The sequence below is a fragment of the Streptomyces sp. NPDC048600 genome (genome assembly GCF_055587025.1).
The window spans coordinates 260,658-275,991 of record NZ_JBVJGZ010000002.1; the positions used below are offsets into that span (position 1 = coordinate 260,658).

At 72.8% G+C, this 15,334-nt stretch carries 10 protein-coding genes and 1 pseudogene; 4 read left to right on the top strand and 7 right to left on the bottom strand.

The annotated features are described in order from the left end of the window. Positions 1–12: 12 nt before the first annotated feature. From ACZ6SQ_RS03370 to ACZ6SQ_RS03395, 6 genes are all read right to left on the bottom strand, one after another. Positions 13–1,557, bottom strand: coding sequence for a cytochrome P450 (locus tag ACZ6SQ_RS03370; protein WP_469556249.1), 1,545 nt, complete (start codon positions 1,555–1,557; stop codon positions 13–15). 175 nt (positions 1,558–1,732) lie between these two features. Further along, the gene (locus tag ACZ6SQ_RS03375; RefSeq protein ID WP_469556250.1) at positions 1,733–2,353 is read right to left on the bottom strand and encodes a GTP-binding protein; all 621 of its coding nucleotides are present in this window, start codon (positions 2,351–2,353) and stop codon (positions 1,733–1,735) included. Further along, positions 2,334–2,741: a DUF742 domain-containing protein gene (locus ACZ6SQ_RS03380; RefSeq protein ID WP_469556252.1), complete on the bottom strand. Its 408-nt coding sequence runs from the start codon at positions 2,739–2,741 to the stop codon at positions 2,334–2,336. The genes ACZ6SQ_RS03375 and ACZ6SQ_RS03380 overlap by 20 nt, the downstream gene beginning before the upstream one ends. After that, positions 2,738–3,145 carry a roadblock/LC7 domain-containing protein gene (locus ACZ6SQ_RS03385; RefSeq protein WP_469556255.1) on the bottom strand — a complete coding sequence of 136 codons (408 nt, stop codon included), beginning with the start codon at positions 3,143–3,145 and terminating at the stop codon, positions 2,738–2,740. Before ACZ6SQ_RS03385 ends, ACZ6SQ_RS03380 begins: the two co-directional genes overlap by 4 nt. Continuing rightward, positions 3,142–4,770 (bottom strand): sensor histidine kinase, encoded by a 1,629-nt coding sequence (locus tag ACZ6SQ_RS03390; RefSeq protein WP_469556256.1) that lies wholly within the window; start codon positions 4,768–4,770, stop codon positions 3,142–3,144. The genes ACZ6SQ_RS03385 and ACZ6SQ_RS03390 overlap by 4 nt, the downstream gene beginning before the upstream one ends. A 492-nt stretch (positions 4,771–5,262) precedes the next feature. Continuing rightward, on the bottom strand, positions 5,263–5,889 hold the full coding sequence (locus ACZ6SQ_RS03395) for a TetR/AcrR family transcriptional regulator (RefSeq protein ID WP_469556258.1): 627 nt from the start codon (positions 5,887–5,889) through the stop codon (positions 5,263–5,265). A gap of 244 nt (positions 5,890–6,133) precedes the next feature. On the opposite strand from ACZ6SQ_RS03395, the gene ACZ6SQ_RS03400 reads away from it, so the two are divergent. The 4 genes and pseudogenes from ACZ6SQ_RS03400 to atzF form a co-directional block, all read left to right on the top strand. Continuing rightward, positions 6,134–6,958 carry an urea amidolyase associated protein UAAP1 gene (locus ACZ6SQ_RS03400; RefSeq protein WP_469556261.1) on the top strand — a complete coding sequence of 275 codons (825 nt, stop codon included), beginning with the start codon at positions 6,134–6,136 and terminating at the stop codon, positions 6,956–6,958. Beyond that, the gene (locus tag ACZ6SQ_RS03405) at positions 6,955–7,623 is read left to right on the top strand and encodes an urea amidolyase associated protein UAAP2 (RefSeq protein WP_469556263.1); all 669 of its coding nucleotides are present in this window, start codon (positions 6,955–6,957) and stop codon (positions 7,621–7,623) included. Before ACZ6SQ_RS03400 ends, ACZ6SQ_RS03405 begins: the two co-directional genes overlap by 4 nt. Then, entirely contained in the window at positions 7,620–11,135 is a 3,516-nt protein-coding gene (locus ACZ6SQ_RS03410) for a 5-oxoprolinase/urea amidolyase family protein (protein ID WP_469556265.1), read from the top strand. Before ACZ6SQ_RS03405 ends, ACZ6SQ_RS03410 begins: the two co-directional genes overlap by 4 nt. Before the next feature lie 13 nt (positions 11,136–11,148). Next, positions 11,149–12,402, top strand: a pseudogene (gene atzF, locus ACZ6SQ_RS03415) (allophanate hydrolase); the annotation flags it as partial. 57 nt (positions 12,403–12,459) lie between these two features. Here atzF and ACZ6SQ_RS03420 read toward each other — a convergent pair. Continuing rightward, positions 12,460–15,309, bottom strand: a complete 2,850-nt coding sequence (locus ACZ6SQ_RS03420; RefSeq protein WP_469556269.1) for a DEAD/DEAH box helicase — start codon at positions 15,307–15,309, stop codon at positions 12,460–12,462. Between the last annotated feature and the right edge of the window lie 25 nt (positions 15,310–15,334).

The window sequence follows — 15,334 nt, forward strand, 5'->3', positions numbered from 1 at the left end:
GGGAGTCCGGGGTCAGTCGCCTCTCCACCACCGCAGGATCCGCTGCCACACCCCGGGCCGGCCGGCCGGTGCGGGCGCCGGCTCCTGGACGGGCGTGGGCGTCGCGGGCTGGGCCTGCGGCTGAGGCAGGGACTGAGACGGGGGCTGAGACGGGGGCGGGGCCGCGGGGGCCTGCTGGGGAGCCGCGGCCTGCTGCGGCTGCCCCGGGGTGCCGACCTGCCAGGCGGGCCGCTGCGGCGGCAGCGGCCGGATCGACGGCTTCTCCATGATGTCCTGCTGCGCCTTCGGCGCGAACTGCGTCGGCAGCGACACGAGATGCCGGGAGGCGATGGACTCGGTCCAGCGCAACTCCTCCTCGGGGATCTCGAGTTCGACGTCCGGCAGCCGCATCAGCAGCGCGTCCACGCCCACGTCGGCGATGGCACGGCCGATGTCCTGGCCGGGGCATTCGTGCGGCCCGCCGCCGAAGGACAGATGCGAGCGGTTGCCCTGCATGTTGACCGCCAGGTCGGGCCGCACCCGCGGGTCGACATTGCCCGGGGCGGGCGCGAACAGCAGGCCGTCGCCGCGCCGGATGCGCTGGCCGCCCAGCTCGGTGTCCGCCTTGGCGAAGTAGGCGAAGACGGTGCTGAACGGCGGTTCGTCCCACAGGGACTGCTCGACCGCCTCGGGCACGGTCATCTGACCGCCGTTGAGCTGCGCGCGGAAGCGCGGGTCGGTCAGCACCATGCGGATCGCGTTGGACAGCAGATTGACGGTGGCCTCGTAGGCCGCGTAGAGGACGACCCGGAGGTGTTCGCGGACCTCGTCGTCGGTCAGCCGGGCCGGGTGCATGACGAGGAAGCTGGTGAAGTCGTCCTCGGGCTGGGCGCGGCGGCGGGTGGTGAGCCGGCCGAGGGCGTCCATGACGTAGGCGTTGCTGGCGATGGCGGTCTCGGTGCCCTTGAGCGCGTCGCGGGCCGATTGCACGAGCCGGTCGTTGAACTCCTCGGGCATGCCGAGGACCTCGCACATGACGGCCATCGGCAGATGCTCGGCGAACTGGCTGACGAGGTCGGCGCTGCCCTCCTCGCAGAACCGGTTGACCAGCCGCTGGGTGTGGCGGTTGATGTGCCGGCGCAGGCCGCGGTGGTCGATGGTGGACATGGCGCCGGTGACCGCGCCGCGCAACCGCAGATGCTCGTCGCCCTCGGCGTGCGAGCAGATGGGCTGCCAGGCGATGTGCGGCATGAGGGGGTGGTCGGGCTTGACCATGCCCTCCAGCAGCGGGGTCCAGACGCGGCTGTCGCGGGTGTACTGCGAGGGCGTGCGCACCATGTGCAGGTTCTCGGCGTGGCCGAGCACCACCCAGATCGGCACGTCCTCGTGGAGCAGCGCGGGGGCGACGGGCCCGTGGTCCTCCCGCAGCTTCTCGTACAGCTCGCCGAGGTCCGCCGCGCCGGGGCCGTAGAGCCGGTGCAGGCCGCCGGGGCCCGTGCCGTGGGCGGGGCAGCCGGGGGGCGGGGCGGTGGCGGTGGGGTCGTCCGTTCCGGTCGGTGCTTGGGGTTCAGGCGTCACTGTGGAGGCTCCGAAGCTGGTGGATCAGATGTCGGGGGATTCGGGACGGGTGGGGGCCGTACGTGTGCGGGGGATGCGGGCGGGTCCGGCGCGGTGCGGGCGTCCCCGGGTGCACCCGGGGGCGGGTGCCGGGGGGCGAGGTGCGGGCGGGGCCGGTCGCGGGGCGGCCCACGGGTCAGATGGGCGCGCCGGTCAGGGCGAGGGCGTGCAGGAAGCGCATCAGCGTCATCAGGGCGTCCCGGCTGGAGGCGCGGCGGCGCGCGTCGATCTCCATGATCGGGATCTCGTCCGGCAGGTCCAGGGCGGTGCGCAGCTCGTCGATGGGGTAACGGGGGGCGTCCGGGAAGGAGTTGACGGCGACCACGAACGGCACGCCGCGCTCCTCCAGCCGCCCGATGACGTCGAAGCTGACCTGGAGACGCCGGGTGTCGACCAGGACGACCGCGCCGAGCGCCCCCTCGAACAGGCCGTTCCACAGGAACCAGAAGCGTTCCTGGCCGGGGGTGCCGAAGAGGTAGAGGACCAGTTGGTCGCTGATGCTGATGCGGCCGAAGTCCATGGCCACTGTGGTGGCGGTCTTGCTCTCCGAGCCGTAGTTGTCGTCGACGCCGACGCCCGCCTGCGTCATGGTCTCCTCGGTGGTCAGCGGTCTGATCTCACTGACCGAGCCGACCATGGTGGTCTTGCCGACTCCGAAGCCGCCCACGATCACGATCTTCACCGCGGCCTGGGCCGTGTGCGGCAGATGGTCCTCGGTGCGTGGGCCGGGGATGGTGTCAGAGCTTTTGAAGTCCATGCATCACCGCTTCGAGGAGGGAACGGTCGGCGAGCGACTTGCGGACGACGGGGACGCGCGCCTGGACCAGTTCGGCCGTCAGCATCTCGGTGAGCAGCACGGTCACCACACTGAACGGCAGGCTGAGATAGGCCGACAGCTCGGCCACGGACAGGGGGGCGGCGCACAGCCGGAGCACCGCCGCCTGTTCCGGAGTGGTCGAGGGAGACGGCTCGGCGTGCGCCACGATTAACGTGACCAGGTCGAGCTCCGCCCGCCCGCTGTCCGCGCCGCCGATGACGAACAGCCTTTCGGGGTTGGGCCGTTCGCCCTCCTTGCCGGCGGGCGGGGACGGGACGGACGCGGGCTCGGAATCGGGTTCTCGTCGTCGGCGTTGCGGAGGAGTCATACGGTTTGCCCGTTGTGTCGGGGCGGACTTGTCAGATGGGCGCCGATCCGGACGACGAGGTCACGCATCCGGGCGCTCATCATGCTGGGGTCGCAGATCATGTCGGCGAGGACGGCGAGGTAGGCGTTGGCGCCGGCCGCCATCATGTAGAAGTAGCCGCGGTCGACCTCGATGAGCACCATGTTCATCTCCCCCTCGCTGGTGGGGATCTCCTGGGCGACCGCGTTCGCGAGGCTCTGGAGTCCCGCGCAGGCCGCGGCGACCCGGTCCGCGGTGTCGGGGTCACCGCCGTGCCGGGCGATGCGCAGTCCGTCGGCGGAGAGCACCACGATCATGGCGACGCCCGGTACGCCGTCGGCGAGCTCCTTGAGCATCCAGTCGAAGTTCGCTCGCTGCTGGATCACTTGAGGTCCCCCTCGTCGTCGGCCTCGCTGCGGGCCGAGTCATCGATCAGATGGGTGTATGCGGTGGGGTTGCGGGTGAACGCGGTGGGGTGTTCGCCGGGCGCGGCGACCTTCTTCAGCCCCTCCCAGAAGGCCTCGAAGGCCATGCCGGGTGCGGGCTGGTCGTCCTTCTCGCGGGCCGGTTCGGCGGCCTTGAGCTCCGCCCACTGGGGTCCGGGGTCGCGTCCCTCGCTCAGGGCGCGCTCGGCGGCGGCCTGTTCGGCCAGGCGCTGGCTGAGCGGGGTCCTGACCCGGCTGCGGCGCTGCGGCAGGCCGCCCGCGGTCCACTCCGTGACCTCGGGGACCTCGTCCTCCATCGAGACCGTCTCGGGCATGCGGGGGCTGGTGGGGCGGCGCTTCTTGAGCGGCCGCTTGGGCCCCTCGAGCGCGTCCATCGCCTGGGGCAGGGCGGTGGCCCCGATGCCGTGGGCGAGACCGACGCCGGGTTCGGTGGTCATCATGTCGCTGGGCACGATGAGCACCGCGCGGACCCCGCCGTAGGCGGAACTGCGCAGCGACACCTGCATGTTGTACGTCGAGCAGAGCCGGCCGACGACGGCGAGGCCGAGGCGAGGGCTGTCGCCGAGCTCCTGGAGGTCGACACCGGCCTTGGCGCGCTCCAGCATGCCCTCGGCCCGGGCGCGGGCCTCCTCGCTGAGGCTGACACCGCCGTCCTCGATCTCGATGGCGACGCCGGTCTGCACCTCGAACGCGGTGACATGGACCTTGGTCTGCGGCGGGGAGTAGCGGGTGGCGTTGTCGAGCAGCTCGGCGCACGCGTGGATGACGGGCTCGACGGCGGTGCCCTTGATGTTGACCTTGGCGATGTTGTCGAGCGAGATGCGGCGGAACTCCAGGATCCGGGACATGGCGCCGCGCAGCACGCTGTAGAGGGCGACCGGCAGGGGCCACTGGCGGCTGGGGCGGCCGCCGCCGAGGACACCGACGGAGTCGGCGAGGCGGCCGATCAGCGCGTTGCCGTGGTCGATGCGCAGCAGGTCGTCGAAGACCTCGGGGTTGCGGCCGTGGTCCTCCTCCATCTCCCGCAGTTCCGCGGCCTGCTGGTGGATGATCGCCTGCACGCGCCGGGCGACGTTGACGAAGGAGCGCTGGGCGGAGTCGCGCAGGGCTTCCTCGTGGTCCACGATCCGCACCATGTACAGGACGAGGTGGCGCTCGGCTTCGCTCAGGTCCAGGTAGGAGGGGTCGATGTCGCCGAGGTCGCGCATCACCTCTCCGGGGGAATTGCCGACGCGCAGCCGGTGGATGGCCGCGGGCACGACCTCCCGGCCGAGCCGGATCATCCGGTCGTCGTGGGCGGCCAGGCGCTGTTCCAGATACGCGGTGTGACGGGCGTGCTCGGCGCGCTGCTCGCGCAGCGTACGGCCGCGGCGCACCGCCTCGGCCCCGGTCAGGATCACCAGCAGGGTCGCGATGCCACCGCACACGGCGACCGCGTTCTGCGCCGGCCGCGCGACGAGTGCGACGGCGGCGCCGGTTGCCACGGCCATCACTATCGCGGGGAGCAACAGCACGCGGGCGAAGGGCAGTTCGCGGCGTACGGGTGGGGTCTGGACACTCACCATGTGGGCCCTCTGAAACGAATCGGCTGGTACGCGGGGGTGCTGGCAGCGGGGTACGTCAGGGAACTGTCGGGATCTGAGGGAGTTTTGGGAACAAGCGCACGAATACGCCTCAACTCGGCGCGCTGCGGGCGAGCTTAGTCCGACCGGATCATCGCCGTGTCATATTCCACAAGCGCCTGAAATGACGCCTGGGACAGGAGTACGCTCGGCCCCATTTGCACGCTGAGACTACGGTCGCACACGCTCCGTAGTGGGGCACAGACATGCGAAGATGACTCACCGTAACGAGCGAACAGGCCCCTGGGACCCACCGGAAGCCCGCCCGCCAGGGCCCCCGGGACACGACCCCACACCCCCGGGCCGCCCCCCACGACCCGCCGGAACACTGCCCCGCGCCGCTCAGCGGCACACCTTTGCGGGCCCGCCACCCCTCGGCGGCACACCTTCGCCGACCCCCGGCGCTCCTCAGCGGCGCAAGCGTCGACGCCGCCCTCAGACCCCCGCGACCCGCAGCGCCGCGTCCGCCGTCGCCGCCGCGAAGGCCGACACCGGCCGCTCGGGGTCGGAGCGGTGCACCAGGATGACGCCCTCGATCAGCCCGAAGACCAGATCCGTGCGCAGCTCCAGCTCGCTCTTGGCGAGCGCCCCGCCCGCCTCGGTCCCCACGAGCAACTGCCGGTAGGCGTCCTTCAGTTCGGCGCGCACGGCATGGAACCCGGCGAACCGCTCGGTGCGCACCTCGGGCAGCAGGTACAGCACGCCGAGGTTGTGCGGGCCGTCGCACAGCAGCTGCACGTCGGCCCGGCACAGTTCCCACAGCCGTCGCGCCGCCGGGCTGCCGTCGTCGGCCAGGAGCTCACGCGCGTACGCCAGCGACGGCGTGACCGTCGACTCCAGCAGCGCGGCGAGGAGTTCCTCCTTGCCGGAGACGTAGTGGTACATGGACGCCTGCCGCATTCCGGCGCGCTCCGCCACGGCCCGGGTGGTGGTGGCCGCGTAGCCGTTCACCGTGAACAACTCCGCCGCGGCCGCGAGCAGTTCCTCACGCGGCGGAAGTCCGCTCTCCGGCCGCTGCGCGGCGCGCGGCCGGCCGACGCGCCGGCCACCTGTCGTCCCCATGCGTTCGATCCTCGCACACGGCCCGGCCCGCGCTCCCCGGCCGCCGCAGCCGGAGCCCGTCATCCGCAGGCGCCACCACGACGACCCCTGGCCAGTGCCCACAGCCGCTCACCCACACCCCCTTCCCTGCCCCCGCAGTGAGCGCCCGGTAACGGCGCGGCAACCGCGGGGCAACGCCGCCGACCCACCCCCCTCCTAATTTCTGTCGCGCGACAGAAACCGCACCGGAGCCGGAGGTCCATCCATGGCGACAGCCACCCCGCACGGAGCCCGCGCCCACGCCCGCGCCCAGGACGGCACACACGCCGAGGCCATGCCCGTCGTCCCGGCCCGCGACTGGCCGGCCCCGCCCTGCGCGGCGGGCCACCTGGTCTGGGCCGAGACCGTGGCCGGCGGCAACTACACCCACCGCGTCCTCGCCCGCGGCACCGAACTGCGGCTGACCGACCCGCACGCAGACGCCTGCGCGCATCTCCTGCTGTACGCCGCCGACCGCCCCTTCGAACGGCTCAACGTCGCCGACACGGTCAAGGTGCAGTGGAACGCCTACCTGGGCGAGGGAGTGCTGCTGCTGTCCGACCAGGGCCGCGTGCTGGCCTCGGTCGTCGCCGACACCTCCGGCCGGCACGACGCCCTGTGCGGCACCTCGACGCTCGCCCGCAACACCGCCCGCTACGGCGACGGCACCCCGCAGTCCGCCTCCCCCGCCGGACGCGAACTGCTGAAACTGGCCGCCGCCAAGAACGGCCTGGAGCCGCGCGACCTGCCACCCTCGCTCTCCTTCTTCCAGGGCGTACGCGTCACCGACGACGGCTCCCTGGACTTCACCGGCTCCGCCGGCCCAGGCACCAGCGTCACCCTGCGCGCCGAACAGGACGTCACGGTCCTGATCGCCAATGTGCCGCACCCGGCCGACCCGCGCCCCGACTACCGCAGCACACCACTGGAGGTCCTGGCCTGGCGCGCGGCACCCACCGCACCCGGCGACCCCCTGTGGGACGCCACCCCGGAGGGCCACCGCGCCTTCCTCAACACCACCGAATTCCTCGCCGCGAGGGGGCTCGCATGAAGACCGTCGTCCCGGCCCGCGCCGCCTGGTCCGCCGTCGTGCGCACCGGCCAGACCCTCACCGTCACCGACCTGCACGGCAACCAGGCCGTCGACTTCCTCCTCTACGACGCCCACGACACCTCGGTCCGCTACAGCGCGCCCGACACCGTCCACGCGCAGGGCAACATCTTCCTCACCACCGGCAGCGTGCTGCTCTCCGGCGAGCACACCCCGCTGATGACGGTCGTCTCCGACGACGTGGGCCGCCACGACACGGTCGGCGGCGCCTGCTCCAAGGAGTCCAACACCCTGCGCTACGGCCACCACACCTGGGCCCAGCACGCCTGCGTGGACAACTTCCTCGCCGAGGGCGCCCGGTACGGCCTCGGCAAGCGCGACCTCGTCTCCAACATCAACTGGTACATGAACGTGCCCGTCGAGCCCGACGGCACCCTCGGCATCGTCGACGGCCTCTCCGCACCGGGCCTGTCCCTCACCCTGCGGGCCGAGCGCGACGTGCTGGTCCTGGTCTCCAACTGCCCGCAGATCAACAACCCCTGCAACGGCTTCGAGCCGACGGCCGTACAGATGACGATCGAGGACCCGGAACCCACGGCACCCGGCACCGCCGCGACGACCGCCGAGACCGCCACGCCCACGACGACCGAGGGCGGCGCCGCATGACCTTCGACACCCTGCTGATCGCCAACCGCGGCGAGATCGCCGTCCGCGTCCTGCGCAGCGCCCGCGAACTCGGCCTGCGCACGGTCGCCGTGTACTCCGACGCCGACCGCGGCGCCCCGCACGTCCGCCTCGCCGACACCGCCGTACGCCTGGGCCCGGCCCCGGCGAAGGAGTCGTACCTCGACCCCGATCTCGTGCTGCGCGCCGCCAAGGACACCGGGGCGGGCGCGATCCACCCCGGCTACGGCTTCCTGTCCGAGGACGCGGCGTTCGCGCGGCGCTGCGAGGACGCCGGGATCGTGTTCGCGGGCCCGACGCCCGAGCAGCTGGAACTGTTCGGCGCCAAGCACACCGCGCGCGCCGCGGCGACGGCCGCGGGCGTGCCGCTCGCGGCCGGCACCGGGCTGCTGGCATCCCTCGACGAGGCCCTGACCGAGGCGTCCCGCATCGGCTACCCCGTGATGCTGAAGGCCACCGGCGGGGGCGGTGGTATCGGTATGTCGGCATGTCGTTCCGAGGGCGAACTCGCCGGAGCCTGGGAGCGGGTGCAGCGCGTGGCCGCCGCCTCCTTCTCCTCCGCGGGCGTCTTCCTGGAACGCCTCGTGGAACACGCCCGCCATGTGGAGGTGCAGGTCTTCGGGGACGGCGACGGCCGGGTCGTCACCTTCGGCGACCGCGACTGCACCCTCCAGCGCCGCAACCAGAAGGTGCTGGAGGAGACCCCCGCCCCGGGCCTGCCCGGCCACGTCCGCGACCGGATCGCCGGGTACGCGCGCGACCTGTGCGCCTCGGTCGGCTACCGCTCCGCCGGAACCGTCGAGTTCGTGTACGACGCCGCCCGCGAGGAGGCCTGGTTCCTGGAGGTCAACACCCGGCTCCAGGTGGAGCACCCCGTCACCGAGGAGATCTACGGCGTCGACCTGGTCGCCTGGATGCTCCGCCTCGCCCGCGGCGAGAAGGACGTCGTCCGCGACCCGGGCCCGCCCCGCGGCCACGCCGTCGAGGCCCGGCTGTACGCCGAGGACCCCTCCCGCGACCACCGGCCCGGCGCCGGACTGCTCACCCGCGTCGAGTTCCCGGCGGGTGTGCGCGTCGATGCCTGGGTGGAGACCGGCACCGAGGTGACCACCTCGTACGACCCGATGCTCGCCAAGGTGATCGCCCACGGCCCCGACCGCGCCGCGGCGCTGGCCCGCCTCGACGCCGCCCTCGCCCGCACCCGGGTCGACGGCATCGAGACGAACCTCGGCCTGGTGCGCGCCGCGCTCGCCCACGACGCCTTCCTGCGGGCCGAGCACAACACGGCCACCCTCGCCTCGGTCACCGACCCCACCCCCCGTATCGAGGTCGTCTCCGCCGGCACCCTCACCACCGTCCAGGACTGGCCCGGCCGTACCGGCTACTGGCAGGTCGGCGTACCCCCGTCCGGCCCGATGGACGACCGCTCCTTCCGCCTGGGCAACCGCGCGCTGGGCAACCCCGAGGGCGCGCCGGGCCTCGAATGCACCCTGCAGGGGCCCGCACTGAGGTTCAGTCACGCCACGACGGTGTGCGTGACGGGCGCCCCGGCACCGGTCACGGTCGACGGCACGGCCGTCCCCCAGTGGGAACCGGTGACCGTCCCGGCGGGAGCCCTGCTGGAGATCGGCACCCCCGACGGTCCGGGCCTGCGCACCTACGTCCTGCTCGCCGGCGGTGGCCTCGACGCGCCCCCGTTCCTGGGCAGCGCGTCAACCTTCACCCTCGGCCGGTTCGGCGGACACGGCGGTCGCGCCCTGCGCACCGGCGACGTCCTGCACGGCGGCACGGACGGGCGGGGCACACCGGTGCCCGAGGCCGAAAGGCCCTCCTTCACCGGAAGCTGGCGGATCGGCGCGGTCGAAGGCCCGCACGCCGCACCGGAGTTCTTCACCGAGGACGACATCCGCGAGTTCTACGCCGCCGACTGGAAGGTCCACTTCAACTCGGCCCGCACCGGCGTGCGCCTGGTCGGCCCGAAGCCGCGCTGGGCCCGCCCCGACGGCGGCGAGGCGGGCCTGCACCCGTCCAACATCCACGACACCCCCTACTGTGTCGGCGCCGTCGACTACACCGGCGACATGCCGGTGCTGCTCGGCCCCGACGGCCCCTCGCTGGGCGGCTTCGTGTGCCCGGCGACGGTCCTCAGCGGCGAACGCTGGAAACTGGGCCAGCTGCGGCCCGGCGACACCGTGCGGTTCACGCCCGTCCTGGCCGACGGAACACCCCGGCCCGCCATCGTCGACGGCGGCGTACTGGCCCGCGACGGGGACATCACCTACCGCCGCAGCGGCGACGACAACCTCCTCGTCGAGTTCGGCCCGATGCAGCTGGACCTGGCCCTGCGGATGCGCGTGCACGCCCTGATGGAGGCGGTCGGGGCGGCGGAGATCGACGGCGTCACCGACCTCACCCCGGGCATCCGCTCCCTCCAGATCCAGGCCGACCCCCGCCGCCTCGACCAGGACCGGCTCCTGGCGGCCGTACGGGAGATCGCGGCGGAGCTGCCGCCCACCGACGCGCTCACCGTGCCCTCCCGCACGGTCCACCTCCCCCTGTCCTGGGACGACCCGGCCACCCGCGAGGCCATCGCCCGCTACATGGCGGGCGTACGCGACGACGCCCCCTGGTGCCCGTGGAACATCGAGTTCATCCGCCGCGTCAACGGCCTGGACTCCGTCGCGGACGTGCACCGCACCGTCTTCGACGCCGAGTACCTCGTCCTGGGCCTCGGCGACGTCTACCTCGGCGCCCCCGTCGCCACCCCGCTGGACCCGCGCCACCGCCTGGTGACCACCAAGTACAACCCGGCCCGCACCTGGACCGCCGAGAACTCCGTCGGCATCGGCGGCGCCTACCTGTGCGTCTACGGCATGGAGGGTCCCGGCGGCTACCAGTTCGTCGGCCGCACCACCCAGGTGTGGTCCGCCTGGCAGCAGCGCGGCGCGTTCGAGCCGGGCTCGCCCTGGCTGCTGCGCTTCTTCGACCGCATCCGCTGGTACCCGGTGAGCGCCGACGAACTGCTGGACCTGCGCGCCGACATCGTCTCCGGCCGGTTCGTGCCCCGCATCGAGGAGGGCACCTTCTCGCTCGCCGGCCACCAGGCGTTCCTGGCCGAACACGCCGAGTCCATCGCCGAGTTCAGGGCCCGCCAGCAGACCGCCTTCGCGGCCGAGCGCGACGCCTGGGAGCTGGCGGGCGAGTTCGCCCGCGCCGAAGCCGCCTCGGCGCCCCCCGCCCCGCCCGGCGACATCGACGTACCCGAGGGCGGACGGCTGCTGGAGGCCGAGTTCGCCGCCTCCGTCTGGCAGCTGAACGTGGCCCCGGGCGACACGGTGACCGTCGGACAGCCCCTGATCGCGCTGGAGGCGATGAAGATGGAGTCGAGGGTGCACGCCCCCGTGGCCGGCGTGGTGACCGAGATCCTGGCGCGCCCCGGCGACCAGGTGGAGGCGGGCACGGCCCTGCTGGTGCTCGCGCCCGCGGCAGACTGAGGAGGAACAGCCGATGTCCACCACTCTCTCCCGCGTCCACGCCGCCTTCGCAACCATCGAGGCCGTCGACCGCCCGGAGATCTGGATCGACCTGCGCGACCGTACGGAGGTGGAGGCCGAGGCACGCGCCCTGGACGCCCGCACGGCCGCGGGCGAACACCTCCCGCTGGCCGGACGCCTGCTGGCGGTGAAGGGCAACATCGACGTGGCGGGCCTGCCCACGACCGCGGGCTGCCCGGCCTACGCCTACGAGCCCGCGGCGGACGCCCCCGCGGTGGCCCGGCTGCGGGCGGCCGGCGCGCTGGTGCTGGGCACCACCAACCTGGACCAGTTCGCGACGGGCCTGGTCGGCACCCGCTCCCCGTACGGCCCGGTCCGAAACGCCCACGACCCGGAGCGGATCAGCGGCGGCTCCAGCTCCGGCTCGGCCGTGGCGGTGGCCCTGGGCCTGGTCGATCTCGCGCTCGGCACGGACACCGCGGGCTCCGGCCGGGTGCCGGCCGCATTCAACGGCGTCGTCGGCCTGAAGCCGACCCGTGGGCTGGTCCCCACCACCGGTGTGGTCCCGGCCTGCGCCTCGCTGGACTGCGTCTCCGTCTTCACCCGCACCCTGCGGGAGGCGGACGAGGCGCTCACCCTGCTGGCCGACCCGCCCCCGCCGCCTGCGCGCGCCTCCGGACCGTGGCGCGTCGCCGTCCCCGGCCGCGCACAGCTCGGCGAACTCGACGAGGGCTGGGCCGAGGCCTACGAGGCTGCCGTACAGCGGCTGGAGGACGCGGGCGCCCTGCTGCGCACGATCGACCTCGCCCCCTTCACAGAGGCGGCCGCGATGCTCTACGAGGGCGCGTTCGTCGCCGAGCGGTACACCGCGGTCGGTGCGTTCGTCGACAAGGTGACCGCCGCGGGAGGCGAGGGGCTCGACCCCACGGTCGCGGGGATCATCTCCCGGGCCCGTGAGATCCCGGCCCACCGTCTCTTCGCCGACCAGGCCCACCTGGCCGTCCTGCACACACGCGCCCGGACCGGGCTGGCGGACGCGGACGCGCTGCTGCTGCCGACCACGCCGGGCCATCCGACCCTTGCCGAGGTGGCGGCGGACCCCCTGGGGGCCAACGCCCGCCTGGGCCGCTTCACCAACTCCACCAACCTGTTCGGCATGGCGGCGGTGGCCGCCCCGGCGGGCACGGTGGGGGGCCTGCCCTTCGGGGTGATGCTGGTGGGCCCGGCGGGCACCGACCGACGGCTGCTGGAGATCGCCGCACTGCTGTGAGACGGCGGGGGCGGGGGGAACCACCGGCACCCCCGCCCCCGCCGTCGCCGGAGGTCAGCCCACGGACGAGTAGGCGACGACGCCCCGCAGCAGTCCCTCCACGGCCTTGCGGGAGGCCTTCACCACGCTCGAACCCTGCGGCGCCGCCGCCTGGACCTGCCCCAGCACGTCGATCACCTGCTTGCACCAGCGCACGAAGTCGCCCGCGGGCATCTCCGCCTCCCGCAGCACCTCGTCGAGGCCGCTGCCGGAGGCCCACATGTACGCCGCCCAGGCGAACCCGAGATCCGGCTCACGCTGCCCGACACCCTCGGTCTGGGTGATCCGGAACTCCTCCTCCATCGCGTCGAGGCGGCCCCAGATCCGCACCATCTCGCCGAGCGCGGCCTTGGCCTTGCCGGAGGGCAGCTTCGGCGCGAGCGCGTCGTCCCCGACCCGCGCCTCGTACACCAGCGCGGAGACACAGGCGGCGAGCTCCGCCGGGTCCAGGCCCTCCCAGACCCCGGCGCGCAGACACTCGCTGGCGAGCAGATCCAGCTCGCCGTACAGCCGGGCCAGCCGCCGGCCGTGCTCGGTGACCTCGTCCTCGCGCAGATAGTCCAGCTCGGTCAGCAGCGCGACGATCCGGTCGAAGGTACGGGCGATGGTGTTGGTACGGCCCTCGATGCGCCGCTCCAGCTGCGAGGTGTCGCGCTGGAGCCGGTGGTAGCGCTCGGCCCAGCGGGCGTGGTCCTCACGGTCGTTGCACCCGTGGCAGGGGTGCGCCCGCAGAGCGGTCCGCAGCCGGGCGATCTCACGGTCGTCCGCGGCCTGGGAGCGCCGCTTGCGGTGCCGGTCGGGGACGATGTGCCCGGCCTTGGTGCGCAGCGCGGTGGCGAGGTCACGACGGGACTGCGGGGAGCGCGGGTTGAACGACTTGGGGATGCGCATCCGCTCCAGCGCCTCCACGGGGACCGGGAAGTCGATGGAGGCCAGCCGCTTGACCTGCCGCTCGGCGGTCAGCACCAGGGGGCGCGGGCCGTCATGATGGTCGAAGCCGCGATGGCCGTTGGACCGCCCCGCGGGCAGCCCGGGGTCCAGCACCAGGGCCAGCCCGGCGTACTTGCCGGTCGGGACATGGATGACGTCACCGGGCTTGAGCCGCTCCAGGGCGACCGCGGCCTCCGCGCGCCGCTCCGCCGCGCCCTGCCTGGCCAGTTCCGTCTCGCGGTCCTTCAGCTCACGCCGCAGCCCCATATAGACGTCGAAGTCGCCGAGGTGGCAGGTCATCGACTCCTTGTAGCCGGCCAGCCCCTCCTCGTTGCGCTGCACCTGCCGGGAGATCCCGACGACCGACTTGTCGGCCTGGAACTGCGCGAACGACGTCTCCAGCAGCTCGCGCGAACGGTGCCGTCCGAACTGCTCGACCAGGTTGACCGCCATGTTGTACGACGGCTTGAAGCTGGAGCGCAGCGGATACGTACGGGTGCCCGCGAGGCCCGCCAGATGGTCGGGGTTCATGCCGCGCTGCCAGAGCACGACCGCGTGGCCCTCGACGTCGATGCCGCGCCGGCCCGCACGCCCGGTGAGCTGGGTGTACTCGCCGGGGGTGATGTCGGCGTGCTGCTCGCCGTTCCACTTGACGAGCTTCTCCAGCACCACGGACCGGGCGGGCATGTTGATGCCCAGCGCGAGCGTCTCGGTGGCGAACACGGCCTTGACCAGGCCGCGCACGAACAGCTCCTCCACGACCTCCTTGAAGGTCGGCAGCATGCCCGCGTGGTGGGCGGCGATACCGCGCTCCAGGCCCTCCAGCCACTCGTAGTAGCCGAGGACGTGCAGGTCCTCGGTGGGGATGGAGGCGGTGCGCTCCTCCACCAGCACGCGCACCTTCTCCCGGGCCTCGTCGTCGTTGAGCCGCAGGCCCGCGTACAGGCACTGCTGCACGGCGGCCTCGCAGGCGGCGCGGCTGAAGATGAAGGTGATGGCGGGCAGCAGGCCCTCGGCGTCGAGGCGCTCGATGACCTCCGGCCGGCCCGGCGTCCACACGCGGGAACGCTGACGGCGCTCACGTTCACGGTCGGCCTCGCGCATGGCCCGGCCCCGTCTGCGGTCCTGGTAGGAGGGCCGGCTGGCCTCCATACGGGCCATGCGGGTCAGGTCGGGGTTGACGGCCTTGCGGTGGCCCTCGCCCTCCTCGAACAGGTCGTACATCCGGCGTCCGGCGAGGACGTGCTGGAACAGCGGGACGGGCCGGTGCTCGGAGACGATGACCTCGGTGTCGCCGCGGACGGTGTCCAGCCAGTCGCCGAACTCCTCGGCGTTGGACACGGTCGCCGACAGGGACACCAGCGTCACCGACTCGGGCAGGTGGATGATCACCTCTTCCCACACGGCGCCGCGGAAGCGGTCGGAGAGGTAGTGCACCTCGTCCATGACCACATAGCCGAGGCCGAGCAGGGTCTGCGATCCGGCGTACAGCATGTTCCGCAGGACCTCGGTGGTCATGACGACCACCGGGGCCTCGGAGTTGACGCTGTTGTCGCCGGTGAGCAGGCCGACCCGGTCCGCGCCGTAGCGGCGGCACAGGTCGGAGTACTTCTGGTTCGACAGCGCCTTGATGGGTGTCGTGTAGAAGCACTTCTTGCCCTGCTGGAGGGCGAGGTGGACGGCGAACTCGCCCACGATCGTCTTGCCGGAGCCGGTGGGAGCGGCCACCAGGACGCCCTTGCCCGCTTCGAGCGCCTGGCAGGCCTCTATCTGGAAGGGGTCGAGGCCGAAGTCGTACATCTCGCGGAACGAGGCGAGCGCGGTGGCCTGCTCGGCAGCACGCTTGCGGGCTTCCGCGTACCGCTGGGCCGGTGAGAGGTCCTCTGTCATCGTGCTTTCGAGCGTACCGGTCCGCACTGACAACAGGACGATCATTAACCGGATCCGATGACCGGCCCCC

Excerpts from the sequence above, each read along its gene's own strand:
- ACZ6SQ_RS03375 (WP_469556250.1), bottom strand. The coding sequence starts at position 2,353 with ATGGACTTCAAAAGCTCTGACACCATCCCCGGCCCACGCACCGAGGAC.
- ACZ6SQ_RS03380 (WP_469556252.1), bottom strand. The coding sequence starts at position 2,741 with ATGACTCCTCCGCAACGCCGACGACGAGAACCCGATTCCGAGCCCGCG.
- ACZ6SQ_RS03390 (WP_469556256.1), bottom strand. The coding sequence starts at position 4,770 with ATGGTGAGTGTCCAGACCCCACCCGTACGCCGCGAACTGCCCTTCGCC.
- ACZ6SQ_RS03395 (WP_469556258.1), bottom strand. The coding sequence starts at position 5,889 with ATGGGGACGACAGGTGGCCGGCGCGTCGGCCGGCCGCGCGCCGCGCAG.
- ACZ6SQ_RS03400 (WP_469556261.1), top strand. The coding sequence starts at position 6,134 with ATGGCGACAGCCACCCCGCACGGAGCCCGCGCCCACGCCCGCGCCCAG.
- ACZ6SQ_RS03405 (WP_469556263.1), top strand. The coding sequence starts at position 6,955 with ATGAAGACCGTCGTCCCGGCCCGCGCCGCCTGGTCCGCCGTCGTGCGC.
- ACZ6SQ_RS03410 (WP_469556265.1), top strand. The coding sequence starts at position 7,620 with ATGACCTTCGACACCCTGCTGATCGCCAACCGCGGCGAGATCGCCGTC.
- ACZ6SQ_RS03420 (WP_469556269.1), bottom strand. The coding sequence starts at position 15,309 with ATGATCGTCCTGTTGTCAGTGCGGACCGGTACGCTCGAAAGCACGATG.